We start from the raw sequence: 14,544 nt of genomic DNA on the forward strand, positions 1-14,544 counted from the left end.
GGCCTATGTTGATGCCACACAACACCATCAACTCCATGCAAATCCAAGCCACACTGCAAAAACTTCTGGATAAACAAGACCTCGCAGCCGAGGAGATGCGCGATGTGATGCGCGCGATGATGAACGGCGAGCTCAGCGATGCGCAAATCGCCGGCTTTTTGATTGCACTGCGTTGCAAGGGCGAAACCATCGAGGAAATCGCCGCGGCGGTTGGCGTGTTGCGCGAGTTGGTGCGGCATGTGCCGGTGCAAGGTGAGCATGTGATCGATACCTGCGGCACCGGCGGCGACGGCGCCAATACCTTCAATATTTCCACCACGGCTGCCTTTGTGGTCGCGGCGGCAGGCGGCAAGGTCGCCAAACACGGCAATCGCTCGGTCTCCAGCAGTTGCGGCAGCGCCGATGTATTGGAAGCGGCGGGCATCAACCTGGATTTGCCGGCCGATCAGGTGGCGCAATGCGTCGACGAGATCGGCGTCGGCTTTTTATTCGCCGCCAAGCACCACAGCGCGGTACGCCACACTGTCGGTCCGCGCAAGGAAATGGGTGTGCGCACGTTGTTCAATTTGATCGGCCCCCTGTCCAATCCAGCGAATGCGCCGCATCAGTTGATCGGCGTGTTCGATAAGCAATGGCTGATACCGGTCGCCGAAGTGTTGAAAAAACTTGGTAGCCGCCATGTGCTGGTGGTGCATGCCCAGGATGGTCTGGACGAGATCAGCATCGCCGCGCCGACCGACGTGGCCGAACTGAAAAACGGCGAAGTCACCACTTATTCCGTCACGCCGGAGCAATTCGGCTTGCCGCGCGCCGGTCTGGAAACACTGTCGATTACCTGTGCGGCGGATAGCTTGGCGATCGTCCGCGAGGTATTGAACAACCAACCCGGCCCGGCCCGCGACATTGTCGCGTTGAATGCCGGCGCGGCGATTTACGCTGCAGATCTGGCCGATTCGCTGGATGCCGGTATCCGCCGTGCACATCAAGTGTTGGCCGACGGCAGTGCGTTGGCTAAGTTTGAGGCGTTGATTGGGTATTCCAAAGCCAGCTAAAGTATTGACGTGGTGTAATCGTTCGATTACAGTTTCTGCATGTACACAATCAAACAACTTCCCGCATTCAGAGAATGGCTGTTTGGGTTGAACGATGGATTTACGCACCGCCGCTTGGCGCGCCGACTGGAAAAAGCCCAACAAGGCCAACTCGGTGACGTGAAAGCCGTAGGCGAGGGTATTTTTGATCGGTCGCGGCTGGCGGATGTACTACGTGCAGAGGGGCGAGGTGTTGATTGTGGTGCTGGACGGCGGCGATAAGTCGAGTCAGACCGCCGATATTGCTAAAGCTCAGCGCCTAGCCGCGTTGCTGGAGGACTGAATCATGAATGAAAAAATCAAAATTGCCGATTTACCCGTATTTGACATTACCGAACATCTGGATAGCGATCAAGCCATTGCCGAATACCTGACCGTGGTTCTGGAAGAAGATGATCCGGCTGCCTTGGCCAATGCACTCGGCAGCATTGCCAGAGCGCGAGGCATGACCGAAATTGCCAATGCCGCCGGCATCAGCCGTGAAGCCTTGTATAAAGCCTTACGTGCCGACGCCCAACCGCGCTTCAAGACCATTGTCAAAGTTTGTAAGGCGCTTGGGGTTAAGTTGACGGTGCAGACGATAGCGGCTTGAGATTCATCAGAGTGAGTCATTCCCCCGATTACGCTTCGCTAATCGGGGGAATGGTGGCAAAGCCATATTTGCCCACCGCTTTCAACTGCTTCACCTCGTGGGCGCTGGCGTGCCCACCCTACATTTTGTGGGTGGTGATCGACAGCTCGGCTTGCTGATAATGCCGGTAACGCCGCCGGCCGGCCTGCTTGCAATCTTCGCTGTTATCTAATATTTCCAGAATACGTTCGGTGGGCGCCGTGGTCGGCGGGTAAAAGCTCGACAGGTTGACGACGATTTTTTGCCAGCCATCGGGAATGTTTTCGCCGCCGATCAAAATGGTGCCGGTAAATTCCGGGATTTCCCCGCGATAGACTTGGTGGGGAATGAAGCTGCCGGCCCGAAATGTCCACAGCGCTTTATCGATCTGCTCGGCTTGTTCCGCCGAGTCGGTCAGCACATAAGGAAAATAGCCGCTGCGATAGATTTTCTCGATCAACTTGCAGGCAAAATCCTGGCGTTGTTGCTGGTCGTGCGTGGCCAATACGTAAAAGCTGACTTCGGGTAGGGATGGCGAATGACTGGGTTCCATTATGCTGTTTTAAGCTTTGTGCCATTTGGGAGGAGCAACGCCTTCAGTTAAGGATTAACCGTTCGTCCTGAGTGCGTCGAAGGATGAACGGTTAAGCCGTCCATGGTTCGACGGAGCTCGCCACGAACAGCTTAACCTAAGTGCCTTGAACTTTAACACTTCCTCCGAAGACCGTTAAGCCGAGGCGCGATTCAACAAATATTGCGCAACCAAAGGCACCGGGCGACCGGTCGCGCCTTTATTGGCGCCAGTGCGCCAGGCGGTGCCGGCGATATCGATGTGTGCCCAGCGGTATTCCTCGGCGAATTTGGATAAAAATACCGCCGCGGTAATGCTGCCGCCGTCCGGGCCGCCGATGTTGGCGAGGTCGGCGAAATTGGACTTCAGCTGTTCCTGATATTCTTCCCAAATCGGCATCCGCCAAACCAAATCGCAAGCGGTTTCGCCAGCGCCGAGCAGGTCGTTGCAGAGTTTGTCGTCGTTGCCGAACAAGCCGCTCGGCACTCGGCCCAGCGCGACGATGCAGGCGCCGGTCAGCGTTGCCATATCGATCACCACGTCGGGATTGTATTTTTTGGCGTAGGTCAGCGTGTCGCATAAAATCAAGCGGCCTTCGGCATCGGTGTTCAACACTTCGATGGTTTTGCCGGACATGCTGGTCAGAATGTCGCCGGGTTTATTGGCGTCGCCGTCCGGCAAATTTTCCGAGGATGGAATCAGGCCGACGATATTCAGTTTCAGGTTCAACAGCGTCGCCATCCGCAAAAGCCCTAACACGCTGGCCCCGCCGCACATGTCGTACTTCATTTCGTCCATGCCCAAACCGGGCTTCAACGAGATGCCGCCGGCATCGAAAGTCAGGCCTTTGCCGACTAACACGATCGGTTTGCTGTTGGGGTCGCCGCCTTGGTAGTTCAGGCAAATCAGTTTGGCCGGCTGGCGGCTGCCGCGCGAGACTGACAATAAGGAACCCATGCCCAAGGCCGCCATATCGCTCTCTTCCAGGATTTCGCAATCCAGTTTGTCGTGCTGGCCGGCCAACACCAGGGCTTGTTCGGCCAGATGAGTAGGCGTGCAGAGGTTGCCGGGCAGATCGGCCAGTTGTTTGGCCAGTTCCACGCCCCGCGCGATGGCCACGCCTTGTTGCAGGCCGGTTTCCGCCAGCGACTTTTGCGCATCGTTGACGACGATGCTGAGTTGTTGCAGCGGGATTTTGTCGTCGATTTTTTTGGTGGCGCTGTATTGGTACAAGCCGTCGTTGCAGACTTCGACGATTTGCCGGGCTTTCCATTGGCTGTCGGCGCCGTCTACATCGACGTCCAGCAAGGCACAGCCGGCGGCTTTAACTTTACTGTCCTTGATGGTTTTGATCGCCGCCGCCAGGGCTTTGCGGTATTGCTTGCGATTGACCTTGCCGCGATCGCCGAAACCAACCAATACGATGCGGGCGATATTACCGTCCGGCAGGTTGTTAATCAGCAGGGTTTCGGCGTTTTTGCCCTTGATGTCGCCGCGACTGATCAGCTTGCCGATCAGGCCGTCGAACTGGCTATCCAGCTGAGTTGCCGCCGGGCTGAGTTGTTGATTTTCGTATATTCCGACCAGCAGACAATCGCTTTGCAGTTTGTCTAAGGGTGAGCTTTCTATAGAATAGTCCATGTGAATGAGGTCTGTAAGTGTCTAGAATTGAGGGTTTCTGCCGGTTGCAGCGGTATGTGGCTCGATTATACATGAGAAAATCAGGAGTGCATTGTTGAGCATTGAGCGAACATTACCCAGCGCGGGCCGGCCTTTCCGGCTGGTGACGGTGCTGGATAAAATGATAATCAAGGAATTGTTCCAGACCGTCAGCGCGGTACTGACGGTTCTAGTAGTGATTATCGTCAGCCGTAAGTTTATTAAGGTGTTGGCGCAGGCCATCGAAGGCAATATCGCCAACGAAACGGTGATGACGCTGTTGGGTTTAAAAATCGTCATCGCCACCACCACCTTCCTGCCGGCCGCGCTGTTCATGGCGGTGTTGATGGTGCTGGGCCGCATGTACCGGGAGCAGGAAATGGCAGCCATCTCGTCGGCCGGCGGTAGCGTGTTTACCATTTATCGGTCGGTGTTTTTGCTGGTAGTGCCCTTGAGTCTGGCCGGGGTGGCGTTATCGATGCTGGCCGCGCCCTGGGCGGAAGCCAAAACCGAGCAGTTGATGCATCAGGACAGGCAAAACGCCGATATTCGCGGCATCTCCGCCGGCCGTTTCAGCGAATACAGCGACGGCGAGTTGATTTTTTATACCGAAAACGTCGACGACGAAGGCCGCATGCACAAAGTGTTCGTGCAAAACAAGCAGGGCGATAAGCTTGGCGTGGTGAATGCCGAATACGGCTGGCTGAAAAGTCTGCCCGGCGGTTTGTATCTGGTGCTGGAAAACGGCGAGCGCATCCAGGGCGTACCCGGCAACAAGGATTTCACGATAGAAACCTTTAATGAATACGCCGTGCTGGTGGAAAAAAAGACCACGATATTGAACTTGGGCCGCGAGGCCGTCACGACCGAAACCCTGTGGCATTCGGACGAGTTAAGGGATGTCGCCGAGGTTCAAGATCGCTTCAACACGCCCCTGGGCGTCATCCTGCTGGCTTTTTTAGGCGTGCCGTTGGCAAAGCTGTCGCCGCGCGGCGGCATTTACGGCAGCATGCTGGTGGCTTTTGGGATTTATTTCGTCTACGGCAACCTGCAACGGGTCAATCACAGCTGGGTGATCAGCGGCGCGCTGCCGCCCTGGCTGGGATATTTCTGGGTGGACGCCTTGTTGCTGGTGTTGGGTTTATTGATGTTACTGCGTTTATACGGTTGGCAATGGCTGTTACAAACCCTTAGGGAGAAATTGGCATGATCAATGTCCTGACCGTTTATATCGTCAAGGAAGTCGTCAAGGGCTCTTTGATCGCGGTGCTGCTGCTGTTGACGCTGTTCAATCTATTCAGCTTCAGCGACGAATTAAAAGACCTGGGCCAAGGCGGCTACGGTTTGAAACAAATTTTGCTGTTTCTGACCTTGACCTCGCCACGGGTGTTTTACGAATTGCTGCCGTCGTCCGCCTTGCTCGGCAGCTTGTTCGTGGTGGGATCGATGGCCAACAACCGCGAAATCGTGGCGATGCGCGCCGCCGGCTTTTCGGTCGCCTGGATCATCAGAACCATCATGCTAGCCGGCTTGTTGCTGGTCAGTATTGCGGTGCTGGTCGGCGAGTTCGTCGCGCCATCCTGCGAGCGTACCGCGCAAATCATCAAAACCACCGCGCTGCATGACGGCGTGGTGATGCGTTCCCAATACGGCATGTGGCTGCGGGAAGGCGACAGTTTTATCAACGTCCGGAAAATTCTCGACGACGGTTCGCTGGCCGATGTGCGGATTTACGATGTGGGCGACACCGACAAACTCGAGCGTATCACCCAGGCCGACCATGCCCAGTTCTTGGGAGACAAGCAATGGCGCCTGGAAGGCGTCAAGCATTCGGAAATCAATCGTCAGCAAATTTTCGCCGGCACTCAGCCCGAACAAGCCTGGAAATCCAGTATCGATTCGGATTTGCTGAAAGTCGCGGTGGTCAATTCCGATAACTTGTCCTTGTACGATTTATTCATGTACATTGATTTTCTGAGACAGAATAATCAAAAATCGCAGAGTTACGAATTGGCGTTCTGGAGCCGTTTGATCAACCCGTTTGTCACTTTCGTGATGCTGATGGTATCGGCGCCGTTCGTGATCGGCATCGGCCGCGGCACCAGTACCGGCGCGCGGATCATGATGGGTATCGTAATCGGCATGACCTTTAACATCTTCGACAGAATCGCCGGCCACATGGGCTTGGTATACGACATTGATCCCATGTTGATGGCGATTCTGCCTAGCGCGCTGGTCTTTTGCGGTGCGCTGATCGCGGTTAGGCGAGTCAGCTAAATGATGCGTGAAGATGGGCTAGGCAAGGGCGGAACAGTCCGCCCTTAGGAAGTTCCGGTTGAGTTCTTCGATAGCCTCAACTGGTCTTGAGATTTCTTAAAACGTTAAGTTTGCGGTTGGTCGGCTGGCGCTATAACTGCTGTTATTTGCGAGTCAGGAACAGATATAGAAATTTACATTTCAACGTCAGCTCTTTATCGTCCATTTCCACTACAGCGCAATCTTCGTATTTTTCCCGGCCAGGACTGATTTGCTTTTTGATCACGCCGTCAGCCACGCTATATTTGATCGGGATGGTCATTTCGCCAATGCCACTGCGCGCATCTTCACCGGTGGTTATCAGCGTGCCGTCCTTTTGAAATTCCCACGTTACTTGCAAAGGTTTTTTTTCTCGGTCCAATGCCAGGGCTTCGTGAGTGACCTGCCATTTGCCCAGAAGTTTTGAATTATCCTGAAGTTTGACGTCGGCACTGACTGTAGACGTCGCAAATGCAGCAAACAGGGATAGAAGTATTGTTATTGTTTTCATTGTATGCTCCCGGCTGAGAGGTTAGTCGAGCCGCGAATATAGCATATTCGCTTTTGCCATCAGCGCTTTTCTTCCTGCAAAACCAAGCGGGTTTTCGACAGATAATCGTGCCAGCACAGACCGTTTTTATCGAACAGACACCAGAGAAATCCCAGCCCCAAGCATGCCCAGGATAGTACTCCGCCGATAAAGCGGATGCCGGCTTGCCGCCAGTTGAGGACTTGACCGTCCGGAGTCAGGACTTTTATCTTCCATGCGCGCAAGCCCAGAGTTTGGCCGCCGTGAGTCCAAAACCAGCCGTAAAACACAAAGCTGATCGTCAACAGATAAACGGGATAAAAAAACTGATCGGCGGCGAATGCCTGACCGGCGTTGAATGGTAAGGCTATGGCGGTGGCTAGAAAAAATACCGCCAGCAACAGAAGGGCGTCATAGCAAACCGCGGCCATTCGACGCAAAAAACCCGGCGCCGATAGTTTATCCGCGCCGGGTTTGGGGATGATTGCTTGATTCGATTGCCGCAATTACTTGTCGAAAATCGCCAATTTTTGGCCCATGTACATGCTCATGCCGACCAAGGCTCCGATCATCAAAATGGAAAACAGAAAAGGAGGCCTATGGAACACCAACAAAGCGAAGTCGGCGACGAATAGACTAGTAAATAAGGGCTGGTCTACAAAACCCAATAAAATTTTTTTAAACATACGCTCCACACTCCGAAGTAAATTCCCCATCACCTGCGAAAGGACGACGAGTACAGCCATTTATTATGTTATTACGCCAGTATCTAGCGAATATCGAAATTCTACATTTAACGCAAGGGAATGTAAAAGAAAGTGCTTGATTGAGCTTAAATCTGACGAGGTGTTATGATAAGAACATTCGGCTGTTTGCGCCCGAAACCTCGAAAAGGCTGGCAAACGTCATTTCTAAACAAAGGGATAAAGTCATTTTTAGTTTCTTCAAAAAAATCTTTTCGCCAGTAGCGCAAGTTACCGATACGGCTAATGCTCCGGCCGGATCGAGTACGGCAAAGATTTATCCGCGGTCCGAGCACTGCATTTCTCGCGCGCAAATCAGTGACAATGCCTTGAAAGTATTGCAGCGCCTGAAAAAAGCCGATTACGAAGCCTATTTGGTCGGCGGCTGCGTCAGGGATTTGCTATTGGGCCGCGAACCCAAGGATTTCGACGTGGCGACCAACGCCAGCCCGGAACAAGTTAAACAAGTGTTCCGTAACTGCCGGATCATTGGCCGGCGTTTCCGTCTGGCCCATGTTTTTTTCGGACGCGAGATCATCGAAGTCGCCACCTTTCGCGGCTCCGAGACGGAAGAATCCGATCAACAAGTCGTGCATGAGGACGGCCGCTTATTGCGCGATAACGTTTTCGGCACCCTAGAACAAGACGTCTGGCGCCGAGATTTCACGGTTAATGCGCTGTATTACAACATCCGCGATTTTTCGGTGGTCGATTTCACTGGCGGCATGCAGGATCATGCGGCAGCGGTGATGCGGCTGATCGGCGATCCGGAAGTGCGCTACCGGGAAGACCCAGTGCGGATGCTGCGAGCGATCCGTTTCGCCGTGAAATTGGGCTTTACCCTGCATCCCGATACCGAGAAACCGATTTACGCCCAGGCCGATCTATTAAAAAGCATACCTTCGGCGCGCCTTTACGACGAAGTCATCAAATTATTCCTATCCGGTTACGGACTGCAAACTTTCGAAATGCTCAGACATTACGGCCTGTTTGCGATCCTGTTCCCGGATACCGACCGCTGTCTGGCCAGCGAGGATCACGACTTCCCCAGGCTGTTTTTGATCAGGGCCTTGGAAAATTCGGATGCGCGTTTTAACGACGGCAAAACTCTGACGCCTTATTTTTTGCTGGCCGCCTTGTTATGGGAACCCTTACAAATAGCCGCACAAAAACGTATCGGCCACGGTGAAAACGAAACGCTGGCCTATCAAAATGCCGCTAACGAAGTCTTGACCAGACAGATCAAGATTACCGCTCTGCCGCGCCATATCACCCAGTCGATGCGCGAAGTCTGGTTCTTACAGAGCAAATTTTCCAAAACCGTCGGCGTTCGGCCTTACCGTTTGCTGGAACTACCCAAATTTAGGGCGGCCTACGATTTTTTACGGCTGCGAGCGGAAACCGGCGGCGCCGATCCGGAACTGGTCGAATGGTGGACCAAATTCCAGGAGGCCGACGAAACCTTACGTGAAAAAATGACCGCGCCACCCAAGTCCGGCAACGGCAAACCGCGCAATCGCAAATCCGGCCGTTATCGTCCGCGGACCAAGCCTGCCGCCAATTAGCCATGCCGTCATTCCGCTCCGGCGTCGAGGCCTATATCGGCCTGGGCAGCAATCTCGATGATCCTGTCGTTCACGTCAACCAGGCCAGGCTTGCGATCGCCGCTGTGCCGGGCATAACCGAAATCGGTTTTTCGCCCTTGTATCGCAGCCAACCGGTCGGCCCGCAAGATCAGCCTGACTATATCAACGCAGTGATGCGAATCTCGACCGAACTGGAGCCGCTGGCATTGCTCAGACAATTGCAACAGATCGAAAACCAGCATGGCCGACTGCGCCTGGTGCGCTGGGGTGCGCGGACGCTGGATTTGGATGTTTTGCTATACGACCAGCAGATCATCAATGAACCGGACCTGATCGTGCCGCATCCCGAGCTAGCCAAGCGAGGGTTCGTGCTTTATCCCTTGGCGGATCTGGCCGCCGCCGAGATGCCGATTCCGGGCTTAGGGACGTTGTCGCAACTATTGGCGGCCTGTCCGGCAGACGGCTTGCGGAAAATCACATCATGACTCTATATGCCGACTCCTTGAAAGCACTGACCGTCAGCGATCTGGCGGCGATGAAGCAAGCCGGCGAAAAAATCAGCTGCTTGACCGCTTACGACGCCAGTTTCAGTGCGCTGTTGGATAAGGCCGGTATCGATATTATCCTGATAGGCGATTCGCTGGGCATGGTCATTCAGGGTCACAACAGTACGCTGCCGGTGACAATCGACGACATGGCTTATCACAGCCGCAGCGTTGCCGGGGCGAGAAAACGAGCTTTCCTGATCACCGACTTGCCGTTCGCCAGCTATGCCACGCCCGAACAGGCTTTGGCCAATGCCGCGCGCCTGATGCAGGCAGGCGCGGCGCAGATGGTCAAACTGGAGGGCGCCAAGACCGAAGTCATCCAATTTCTGGTGGAACAAGGCATTCCGGTCTGCGGCCATCTAGGCTTGCTGCCGCAATCGGTGAATCGTTTGGGCGGTTACAAAGTACAGGGGCGGGATGAACCACAAGCCCGGCAAATCGTCGCGGATGCCGAGCAGATCGAACAAGCCGGCGCGAGCCTGTTGGTGCTGGAATGCGTGCCCGCCGCGCTAGCCGCCGAAATCAGCCGGCGCCTGAGTATTCCGGTAATCGGCATCGGCGCCGGCATCGACTGCGACGGCCAGGTATTGGTGCTTTACGATATGCTGAATATCAGCACCGGCAAACGGCCGCGTTTTTCCAAAGACTTCATGGCCGAGGCCGGCAGCATAGAAGAGGCGGTGCGCAATTATCATCAAGCAGTCAAATCCGCGCAGTTTCCAGGCCCGGAACACAGCTATTAAGCCTATGCAAACAGTGACCAACATCGCCGCGTTAAGAGAGGTCGTCAGCCAATGGCGGCAAGCCGGCCTCAGTGTCGGTTTCGTGCCGACCATGGGTAATCTGCATGCGGGGCATATCAAGCTGGTCAACGCCGCCAAACAGCAGACCGACAAGGTCGTGGTCAGCATTTTCGTGAATCCCACCCAATTCGGGCCGAACGAGGATTTTGCCAGTTACCCGCGCACCGAACAGCAAGATCGAGAAAAATTGATAGCAAGCGGCGCCGACTTGCTGTTTTTGCCACCGGTAGCGGAAATGTATCCGCAAGCCGCGCAAACCGGCATTTCGGTAAAAGGCTTGTCGGGCCTGCATTGCGGTGCCAGCCGACCCGGCCATTTCGACGGCGTGGCCTTGGTGGTTTGCAAGCTGTTGAATATGGTACAACCCGATCTGCTGCTGCTGGGCGAGAAGGATTTTCAGCAACTGACGCTGATTCGGCAAATGGTCGCCGATCTGAATATTCCGGTGACGGTCCGGGGCGTGGCGACGGTGCGGGAAGCCGACGGTTTGGCGATGAGCTCGCGCAACGGCTATCTTTCCGAGCAACATAGACAGCAGGCCCCCAAGCTCTATCAAGCCCTGTCTGCGGCGCAGGATGCGATCTTAGCCGGCAATAACGATTATCCGGCGGTCGCGGAGCAACAGCGGCAAAATCTGCAACAAGCCGGGTTTGCGGTGGATTATTTCAGCATCTGCCGCAGCGCGGATTTATTGCCGGCAAATGCTGGCGATACCGATCTACTGATTTTGCTGGCGGCCAGACTGGGCACGACCCGACTGATCGACAATATCCATTTTCGTAAGGCAAGCGCCTGATGATGTTGATTTTTTAGCTATAAAAGCTAATGCTTAAATTTGATAGCCAATTCAATTTCGGGCATAATCGCCTGCCCTAGTATTCGACCTTGTTTACCATGAACATAAACATGCTTAAAGCCAAGTTACACCGTGCGCGGGTAACCCATTCAGAACTGGATTACGAAGGATCCTGTGCGATTGACGGCAAAATTTTGGATTTTTCAGGGATTAGGGAATACGAGCAAATCCATATTTATAACGTTAATAATGGTCAGCGCTTCACTACCTACGCGATCCGCGCCGAAGAGGGTTCCGGTGTGTTTTCGATTAACGGCGCTGCTGCCCGGCTGGCTTGCCCTGGCGATTTGATTATCGTCTGCGCGTTCGCCAGCTTAGACGAGAAGGAACTGAAGAACTACAAGCCGACTTTGGTGTATTTCGACGGCAACAATACGATTAGCCATTCCAGTCATTCCATTCCTGTTCAGGCCGCCTGATTTGAACAACCGCCGGTTTCATCGCCGGCGGTTGTTTGCCTTTCTTTTTTAAGCTTCGGATACGTCGATTTCGCTGACTTTCTCGGTCAGCGTGATGCTCTGCTCGATAGCCGCGAGCACTTTTTGCAGGCCGATGCGCTTATTGGTGTTAATCAACAGCGGCGCTTTGATCGAACCTTTGATGGTCGGCTTGCCGCTATCCTGCTCGTTGTCCTTATGCAGCAAAATCAAAATCAACAACTCGTCGCCTTCCTGCACTTGCAACAGCGCCTCTTCGGCGTCGGTCACGGTAAAGTTGTAATTGATGTTGAAATGCGAAGGATGGGCTACCGAGAAGGTTAAATCGCTGTTGTCGACCGATTGCAGCCAATAGACGATTTCACTGCCTTCCTGATGGAACAGCTTGAAGCGGGTTTGATCCTCAAAACCGGGCAAACCGCGCGGAAAATTGATGATGGTATCCGGATTGATTTCTTGGTTGCCTAACAATTTCGATTGAATTTCCATAATCCCGCCCGTGTTTGTCTAAGTATAAGTTAACAGCATTGATCAGTGCAGCAATGTATAGCATGGAAATGGGTATTTGCAATATCGATTCGGCGCTTGTCTTACCGGTTCCCTTGCTTTATCAGCGCCGACTGAATACAATCGACCCTCTTCTTTCAGGTGTTTGGGTCCGTTCAAGGCCCAACTTAAACAGGAAGTCGGTGCGGCGATTGTGACAACTCTCGCCCAGGCCGACGCTGCCCCCGCAACGGTAGATAAGTAAAGAGCTGCGTTTTTGCCACTGTGCGATTTGCATGGGAAGGTCGTAGTTCAGGCTGCAAGCCCCTTATAAGCCCGGAGACTGGCCGGAAAGATCATTCGAGACAGCGGAGGGCTGTTTACGGAATGGTCAGAGTCCATGCCTAGCCTGCCTCCGCCTTTTTCGTTTGCCGTTTTTCCTCTGTCCTTTTTTAACCCGGATGCGCGGCGGGCGCAGAGGACAATATGCAAAAAATTCTATTCGGCTCCTTAGTATTGGCGGGCATAGGCGCGTCTCACTCAAGCCAGGCGGCAACCAGCGGCGAAACCACTGATCTTCCGGAAACGGTCGTCACGGCGACTCGTACCGAAACCCGGCAGAACGAGCTGGCAACCCCGATGACGGTTTATACGCGCCAGGACATCGAAAAACTCCAAGTTAGAACCTTACCCGAACTACTAAAAGGTACGCCAGGCGTCGATATGGTGCAGAGCGGCGGCTACGGCAAGGACACCAATGTCTTTCTGCGTGGCACCAATTCAGACCATGTACTGGTACTGATAGACGGCATCAAGGCGGGGTCGGTTACCACCGGTACCGCCGCGTTTCAATTTATCCCGATCGATCAAATCGAACGGGTGGAAATCACCCGTGGACCGCAATCCAGCCTTTACGGCTCGGAAGCGATCGGCGGGGTGATTCAGATATTTACCCGCAAGGGCGGCAACAGCGAACGGCCGAACATTGCGCTGGAAACCGGCGGCGGTTCTTACGACACCTACAATGGCTCGGCAGCCATCAATGGTAAATGGGGTAAGGCCTGGTACAGTCTGGGCGCCGCTCAATTCGGCAGCCAAGGCATTAACGCTCAGAGCGGCGTCAGCGTCGCGAACGGCTACAATCCGGATCGCGATGGTTATAACAACACCAGCTTGAATGCCAAAACCGGTTACCGTTTCGACAATGGTACCGAACTCGAAGCGTTTTTCCTGCGCGCCGCAGGCGAAACCGAAATCGACAATCGCGATAGCGGCACCACCGAGTTCGTCAATCAGACGCTGGGCGCAACGGCCAAAGCCGATTTCACCGAGACTTGGCGCTCGACCTTGCGAGTCGGGCAAAGCGTTGATGACGCCGACCAGTTCAGGCACTCCGGACAGTTTTATAGCCGCTTCAACACCACGCGCTGGAACGCCAGCTGGCTCAATGAACTGGCCCTGCACAAGGACCATCAACTGACGCTGGGGACCGACTATCGTTTCGATGAAATCGACAGCACCACACGCTACGCAGAGACTTCCCGTTACGATGTCGGCGCATTCGCCGAACTGCATAGCCGGATTTTCGACCGGTATTTCCTGAATGCTTCTTTGCGTTGGGACGAAAACCAGGCCTTTGGCGACAGCGTCACCGGCAATCTCGGCTGGCGGTTTAATTGGGATTACGGTCTTAGCGCCTTTGCCAGTTTCGGCAACGCTTTTAAAGCGCCAACCTTTAACCAACTGTATTTCCCCGGTTTCGGCAATGCCGGTTTGCGGCCGGAAAAATCCACCAGCTTTGAAGCAGGCTTTGCCGGTCGGCACGCTTGGGCGAGCTGGGAGTTGCGGGGCTATCACACCAACATCGAGGATTTGATTGTATTCAGTGGTACGCCGTTTGCGGCCAGAAACATCGGCAAAGCGCAGATAGACGGCATAGAAGCCGAAATAGCCACGCAAATTTTCGGCTGGAACAACAAATTGAGCATGAGCTTAATGACGCCAAAGGACAGACAGACCAACTTGCGTCTGCCACGTCGGGTGACGGAAACCTTGTCCTACGATGTCTCACGCTCGTTCGGCGACTTTGATATTGGCGCCTCTTTGCTGGCTCAGGGCGAGCGTTTCGATAACAGCACCAATACCGTGCGGCTGGGCAGTTTCATGACCGCCGATCTGCGCACCGCTTATCGCATTGACAAAAATTGGATGTTAAGCGCCAAACTGAATAATATGTTCGACAAACGCTATCAAACGGTTAACACCTATAACAGCTTCGGTAGAAATTTCTATTTTTCGATCCATTACAATTACTAAACCTTTTCTGGAGA

General features: G+C 54.1%; 17 protein-coding genes and 1 riboswitch. Of the genes, 11 read left to right on the top strand and 6 right to left on the bottom strand.

All coding sequences use genetic code 11. The features are described from left to right. The first annotated feature begins 35 nt into the window (after positions 1 to 35). The 3 genes from trpD (at position 36) to QZJ86_RS21020 (ending at position 1,683) form a co-directional block, all read left to right on the top strand. Positions 36 to 1,052 (top strand): anthranilate phosphoribosyltransferase, encoded by a 1,017-nt coding sequence (gene trpD / locus QZJ86_RS21010; protein WP_301939051.1) that lies wholly within the window; start codon positions 36 to 38, stop codon positions 1,050 to 1,052. 184 nt (positions 1,053 to 1,236) lie between these two features. Further along, the gene (locus QZJ86_RS21015) at positions 1,237 to 1,374 is read left to right on the top strand and encodes a type II toxin-antitoxin system RelE/ParE family toxin (protein ID WP_301935537.1); all 138 of its coding nucleotides are present in this window, start codon (positions 1,237 to 1,239) and stop codon (positions 1,372 to 1,374) included. Positions 1,375 to 1,377: 3 nt separating this feature from the next. Continuing rightward, complete coding sequence (locus tag QZJ86_RS21020; protein ID WP_301935538.1) at positions 1,378 to 1,683, top strand: addiction module antidote protein; 306 nt, start codon at positions 1,378 to 1,380, stop codon at positions 1,681 to 1,683. Between the two features lie 118 nt (positions 1,684 to 1,801). Here QZJ86_RS21020 and QZJ86_RS21025 read toward each other — a convergent pair whose 3' ends face one another. Together QZJ86_RS21025 and QZJ86_RS21030 are read right to left on the bottom strand one after the other, a co-directional pair. Next, entirely contained in the window at positions 1,802 to 2,254 is a 453-nt protein-coding gene (locus QZJ86_RS21025; RefSeq protein ID WP_301935539.1) for a DNA polymerase III subunit chi, read from the bottom strand. Positions 2,255 to 2,428: 174 nt separating this feature from the next. Then, positions 2,429 to 3,913 carry a leucyl aminopeptidase gene (locus QZJ86_RS21030; protein WP_301935540.1) on the bottom strand — a complete coding sequence of 495 codons (1,485 nt, stop codon included), beginning with the start codon at positions 3,911 to 3,913 and terminating at the stop codon, positions 2,429 to 2,431. A 94-nt stretch (positions 3,914 to 4,007) separates the two neighbouring features. Between QZJ86_RS21030 and lptF the strand changes: the two genes are divergently transcribed. Together lptF and lptG are read left to right on the top strand one after the other, a co-directional pair. Then, complete coding sequence (lptF, locus tag QZJ86_RS21035; protein ID WP_301935541.1) at positions 4,008 to 5,141, top strand: LPS export ABC transporter permease LptF; 1,134 nt, start codon at positions 4,008 to 4,010, stop codon at positions 5,139 to 5,141. Next, complete coding sequence (gene lptG / locus QZJ86_RS21040) at positions 5,141 to 6,208, top strand: LPS export ABC transporter permease LptG (RefSeq protein ID WP_301939053.1); 1,068 nt, start codon at positions 5,141 to 5,143, stop codon at positions 6,206 to 6,208. The genes lptF and lptG overlap by 1 nt, the downstream gene beginning before the upstream one ends. A 142-nt stretch (positions 6,209 to 6,350) precedes the next feature. Here the strand turns inward: lptG and QZJ86_RS21045 are convergent, their stop codons facing one another. The 3 genes from QZJ86_RS21045 to QZJ86_RS21055 are packed head-to-tail and all read right to left on the bottom strand — an operon-like array spanning position 6,351 to position 7,441. Further along, positions 6,351 to 6,737, bottom strand: a complete 387-nt coding sequence (locus tag QZJ86_RS21045) for a hypothetical protein (RefSeq protein WP_301935542.1) — start codon at positions 6,735 to 6,737, stop codon at positions 6,351 to 6,353. A gap of 59 nt (positions 6,738 to 6,796) precedes the next feature. Then, positions 6,797 to 7,261: an RDD family protein gene (locus QZJ86_RS21050; RefSeq protein ID WP_301935543.1), complete on the bottom strand. Its 465-nt coding sequence runs from the start codon at positions 7,259 to 7,261 to the stop codon at positions 6,797 to 6,799. After that, positions 7,262 to 7,441 (bottom strand): hypothetical protein, encoded by a 180-nt coding sequence (locus QZJ86_RS21055; protein WP_301935544.1) that lies wholly within the window; start codon positions 7,439 to 7,441, stop codon positions 7,262 to 7,264. A 209-nt stretch (positions 7,442 to 7,650) separates the two neighbouring features. Between QZJ86_RS21055 and pcnB the strand changes: the two genes are divergently transcribed. The 5 genes from pcnB to panD all read left to right on the top strand — a co-directional run bounded on the left by pcnB (position 7,651) and on the right by panD (position 11,710). After that, positions 7,651 to 9,063, top strand: coding sequence for a polynucleotide adenylyltransferase PcnB (gene pcnB, locus QZJ86_RS21060; protein WP_407081669.1), 1,413 nt, complete (start codon positions 7,651 to 7,653; stop codon positions 9,061 to 9,063). Between the two features lie 2 nt (positions 9,064 to 9,065). Then, positions 9,066 to 9,569, top strand: a complete 504-nt coding sequence (folK, locus tag QZJ86_RS21065; RefSeq protein WP_301935545.1) for a 2-amino-4-hydroxy-6-hydroxymethyldihydropteridine diphosphokinase — start codon at positions 9,066 to 9,068, stop codon at positions 9,567 to 9,569. After that, positions 9,566 to 10,375, top strand: coding sequence for a 3-methyl-2-oxobutanoate hydroxymethyltransferase (gene panB, locus QZJ86_RS21070; RefSeq protein ID WP_301935546.1), 810 nt, complete (start codon positions 9,566 to 9,568; stop codon positions 10,373 to 10,375). Before folK ends, panB begins: the two co-directional genes overlap by 4 nt. 4 nt (positions 10,376 to 10,379) lie before the next feature. Continuing rightward, positions 10,380 to 11,231, top strand: coding sequence for a pantoate--beta-alanine ligase (panC, locus tag QZJ86_RS21075; protein WP_301935547.1), 852 nt, complete (start codon positions 10,380 to 10,382; stop codon positions 11,229 to 11,231). Positions 11,232 to 11,329: 98 nt separating this feature from the next. After that, on the top strand, positions 11,330 to 11,710 hold the full coding sequence (gene panD / locus QZJ86_RS21080; RefSeq protein WP_301935548.1) for an aspartate 1-decarboxylase: 381 nt from the start codon (positions 11,330 to 11,332) through the stop codon (positions 11,708 to 11,710). Between the two features lie 48 nt (positions 11,711 to 11,758). Here the strand turns inward: panD and fliW are convergent, their stop codons facing one another. Next, positions 11,759 to 12,217 carry a flagellar assembly protein FliW gene (fliW, locus tag QZJ86_RS21085; RefSeq protein ID WP_301935549.1) on the bottom strand — a complete coding sequence of 153 codons (459 nt, stop codon included), beginning with the start codon at positions 12,215 to 12,217 and terminating at the stop codon, positions 11,759 to 11,761. A 140-nt stretch (positions 12,218 to 12,357) separates the two neighbouring features. Then, positions 12,358 to 12,580, top strand: a riboswitch (cobalamin riboswitch). A gap of 120 nt (positions 12,581 to 12,700) precedes the next feature. Between fliW and QZJ86_RS21090 the strand changes: the two genes are divergently transcribed. After that, positions 12,701 to 14,530 (top strand): TonB-dependent receptor domain-containing protein, encoded by a 1,830-nt coding sequence (locus QZJ86_RS21090; RefSeq protein ID WP_301935550.1) that lies wholly within the window; start codon positions 12,701 to 12,703, stop codon positions 14,528 to 14,530. Positions 14,531 to 14,544 lie beyond the last annotated feature (14 nt).

The sequence above is a fragment of the Methylomonas montana genome, from assembly GCF_030490285.1.
GTDB lineage: Bacteria > Pseudomonadota > Gammaproteobacteria > Methylococcales > Methylomonadaceae > Methylomonas > Methylomonas montana.

Coding starts and splice junctions, on each gene's coding strand:
- trpD (WP_301939051.1), top strand. CDS start 36: ATGCAAATCCAAGCCACACTGCAAAAACTTCTGGATAAACAAGACCTC.
- QZJ86_RS21020 (WP_301935538.1), top strand. CDS start 1,378: ATGAATGAAAAAATCAAAATTGCCGATTTACCCGTATTTGACATTACC.
- QZJ86_RS21025 (WP_301935539.1), bottom strand. CDS start 2,254: ATGGAACCCAGTCATTCGCCATCCCTACCCGAAGTCAGCTTTTACGTA.
- QZJ86_RS21030 (WP_301935540.1), bottom strand. CDS start 3,913: ATGGACTATTCTATAGAAAGCTCACCCTTAGACAAACTGCAAAGCGAT.
- QZJ86_RS21045 (WP_301935542.1), bottom strand. CDS start 6,737: ATGAAAACAATAACAATACTTCTATCCCTGTTTGCTGCATTTGCGACG.
- QZJ86_RS21055 (WP_301935544.1), bottom strand. CDS start 7,441: ATGTTTAAAAAAATTTTATTGGGTTTTGTAGACCAGCCCTTATTTACT.
- folK (WP_301935545.1), top strand. CDS start 9,066: ATGCCGTCATTCCGCTCCGGCGTCGAGGCCTATATCGGCCTGGGCAGC.
- panB (WP_301935546.1), top strand. CDS start 9,566: ATGACTCTATATGCCGACTCCTTGAAAGCACTGACCGTCAGCGATCTG.
- panC (WP_301935547.1), top strand. CDS start 10,380: ATGCAAACAGTGACCAACATCGCCGCGTTAAGAGAGGTCGTCAGCCAA.
- panD (WP_301935548.1), top strand. CDS start 11,330: ATGAACATAAACATGCTTAAAGCCAAGTTACACCGTGCGCGGGTAACC.
- fliW (WP_301935549.1), bottom strand. CDS start 12,217: ATGGAAATTCAATCGAAATTGTTAGGCAACCAAGAAATCAATCCGGAT.
- QZJ86_RS21090 (WP_301935550.1), top strand. CDS start 12,701: ATGCAAAAAATTCTATTCGGCTCCTTAGTATTGGCGGGCATAGGCGCG.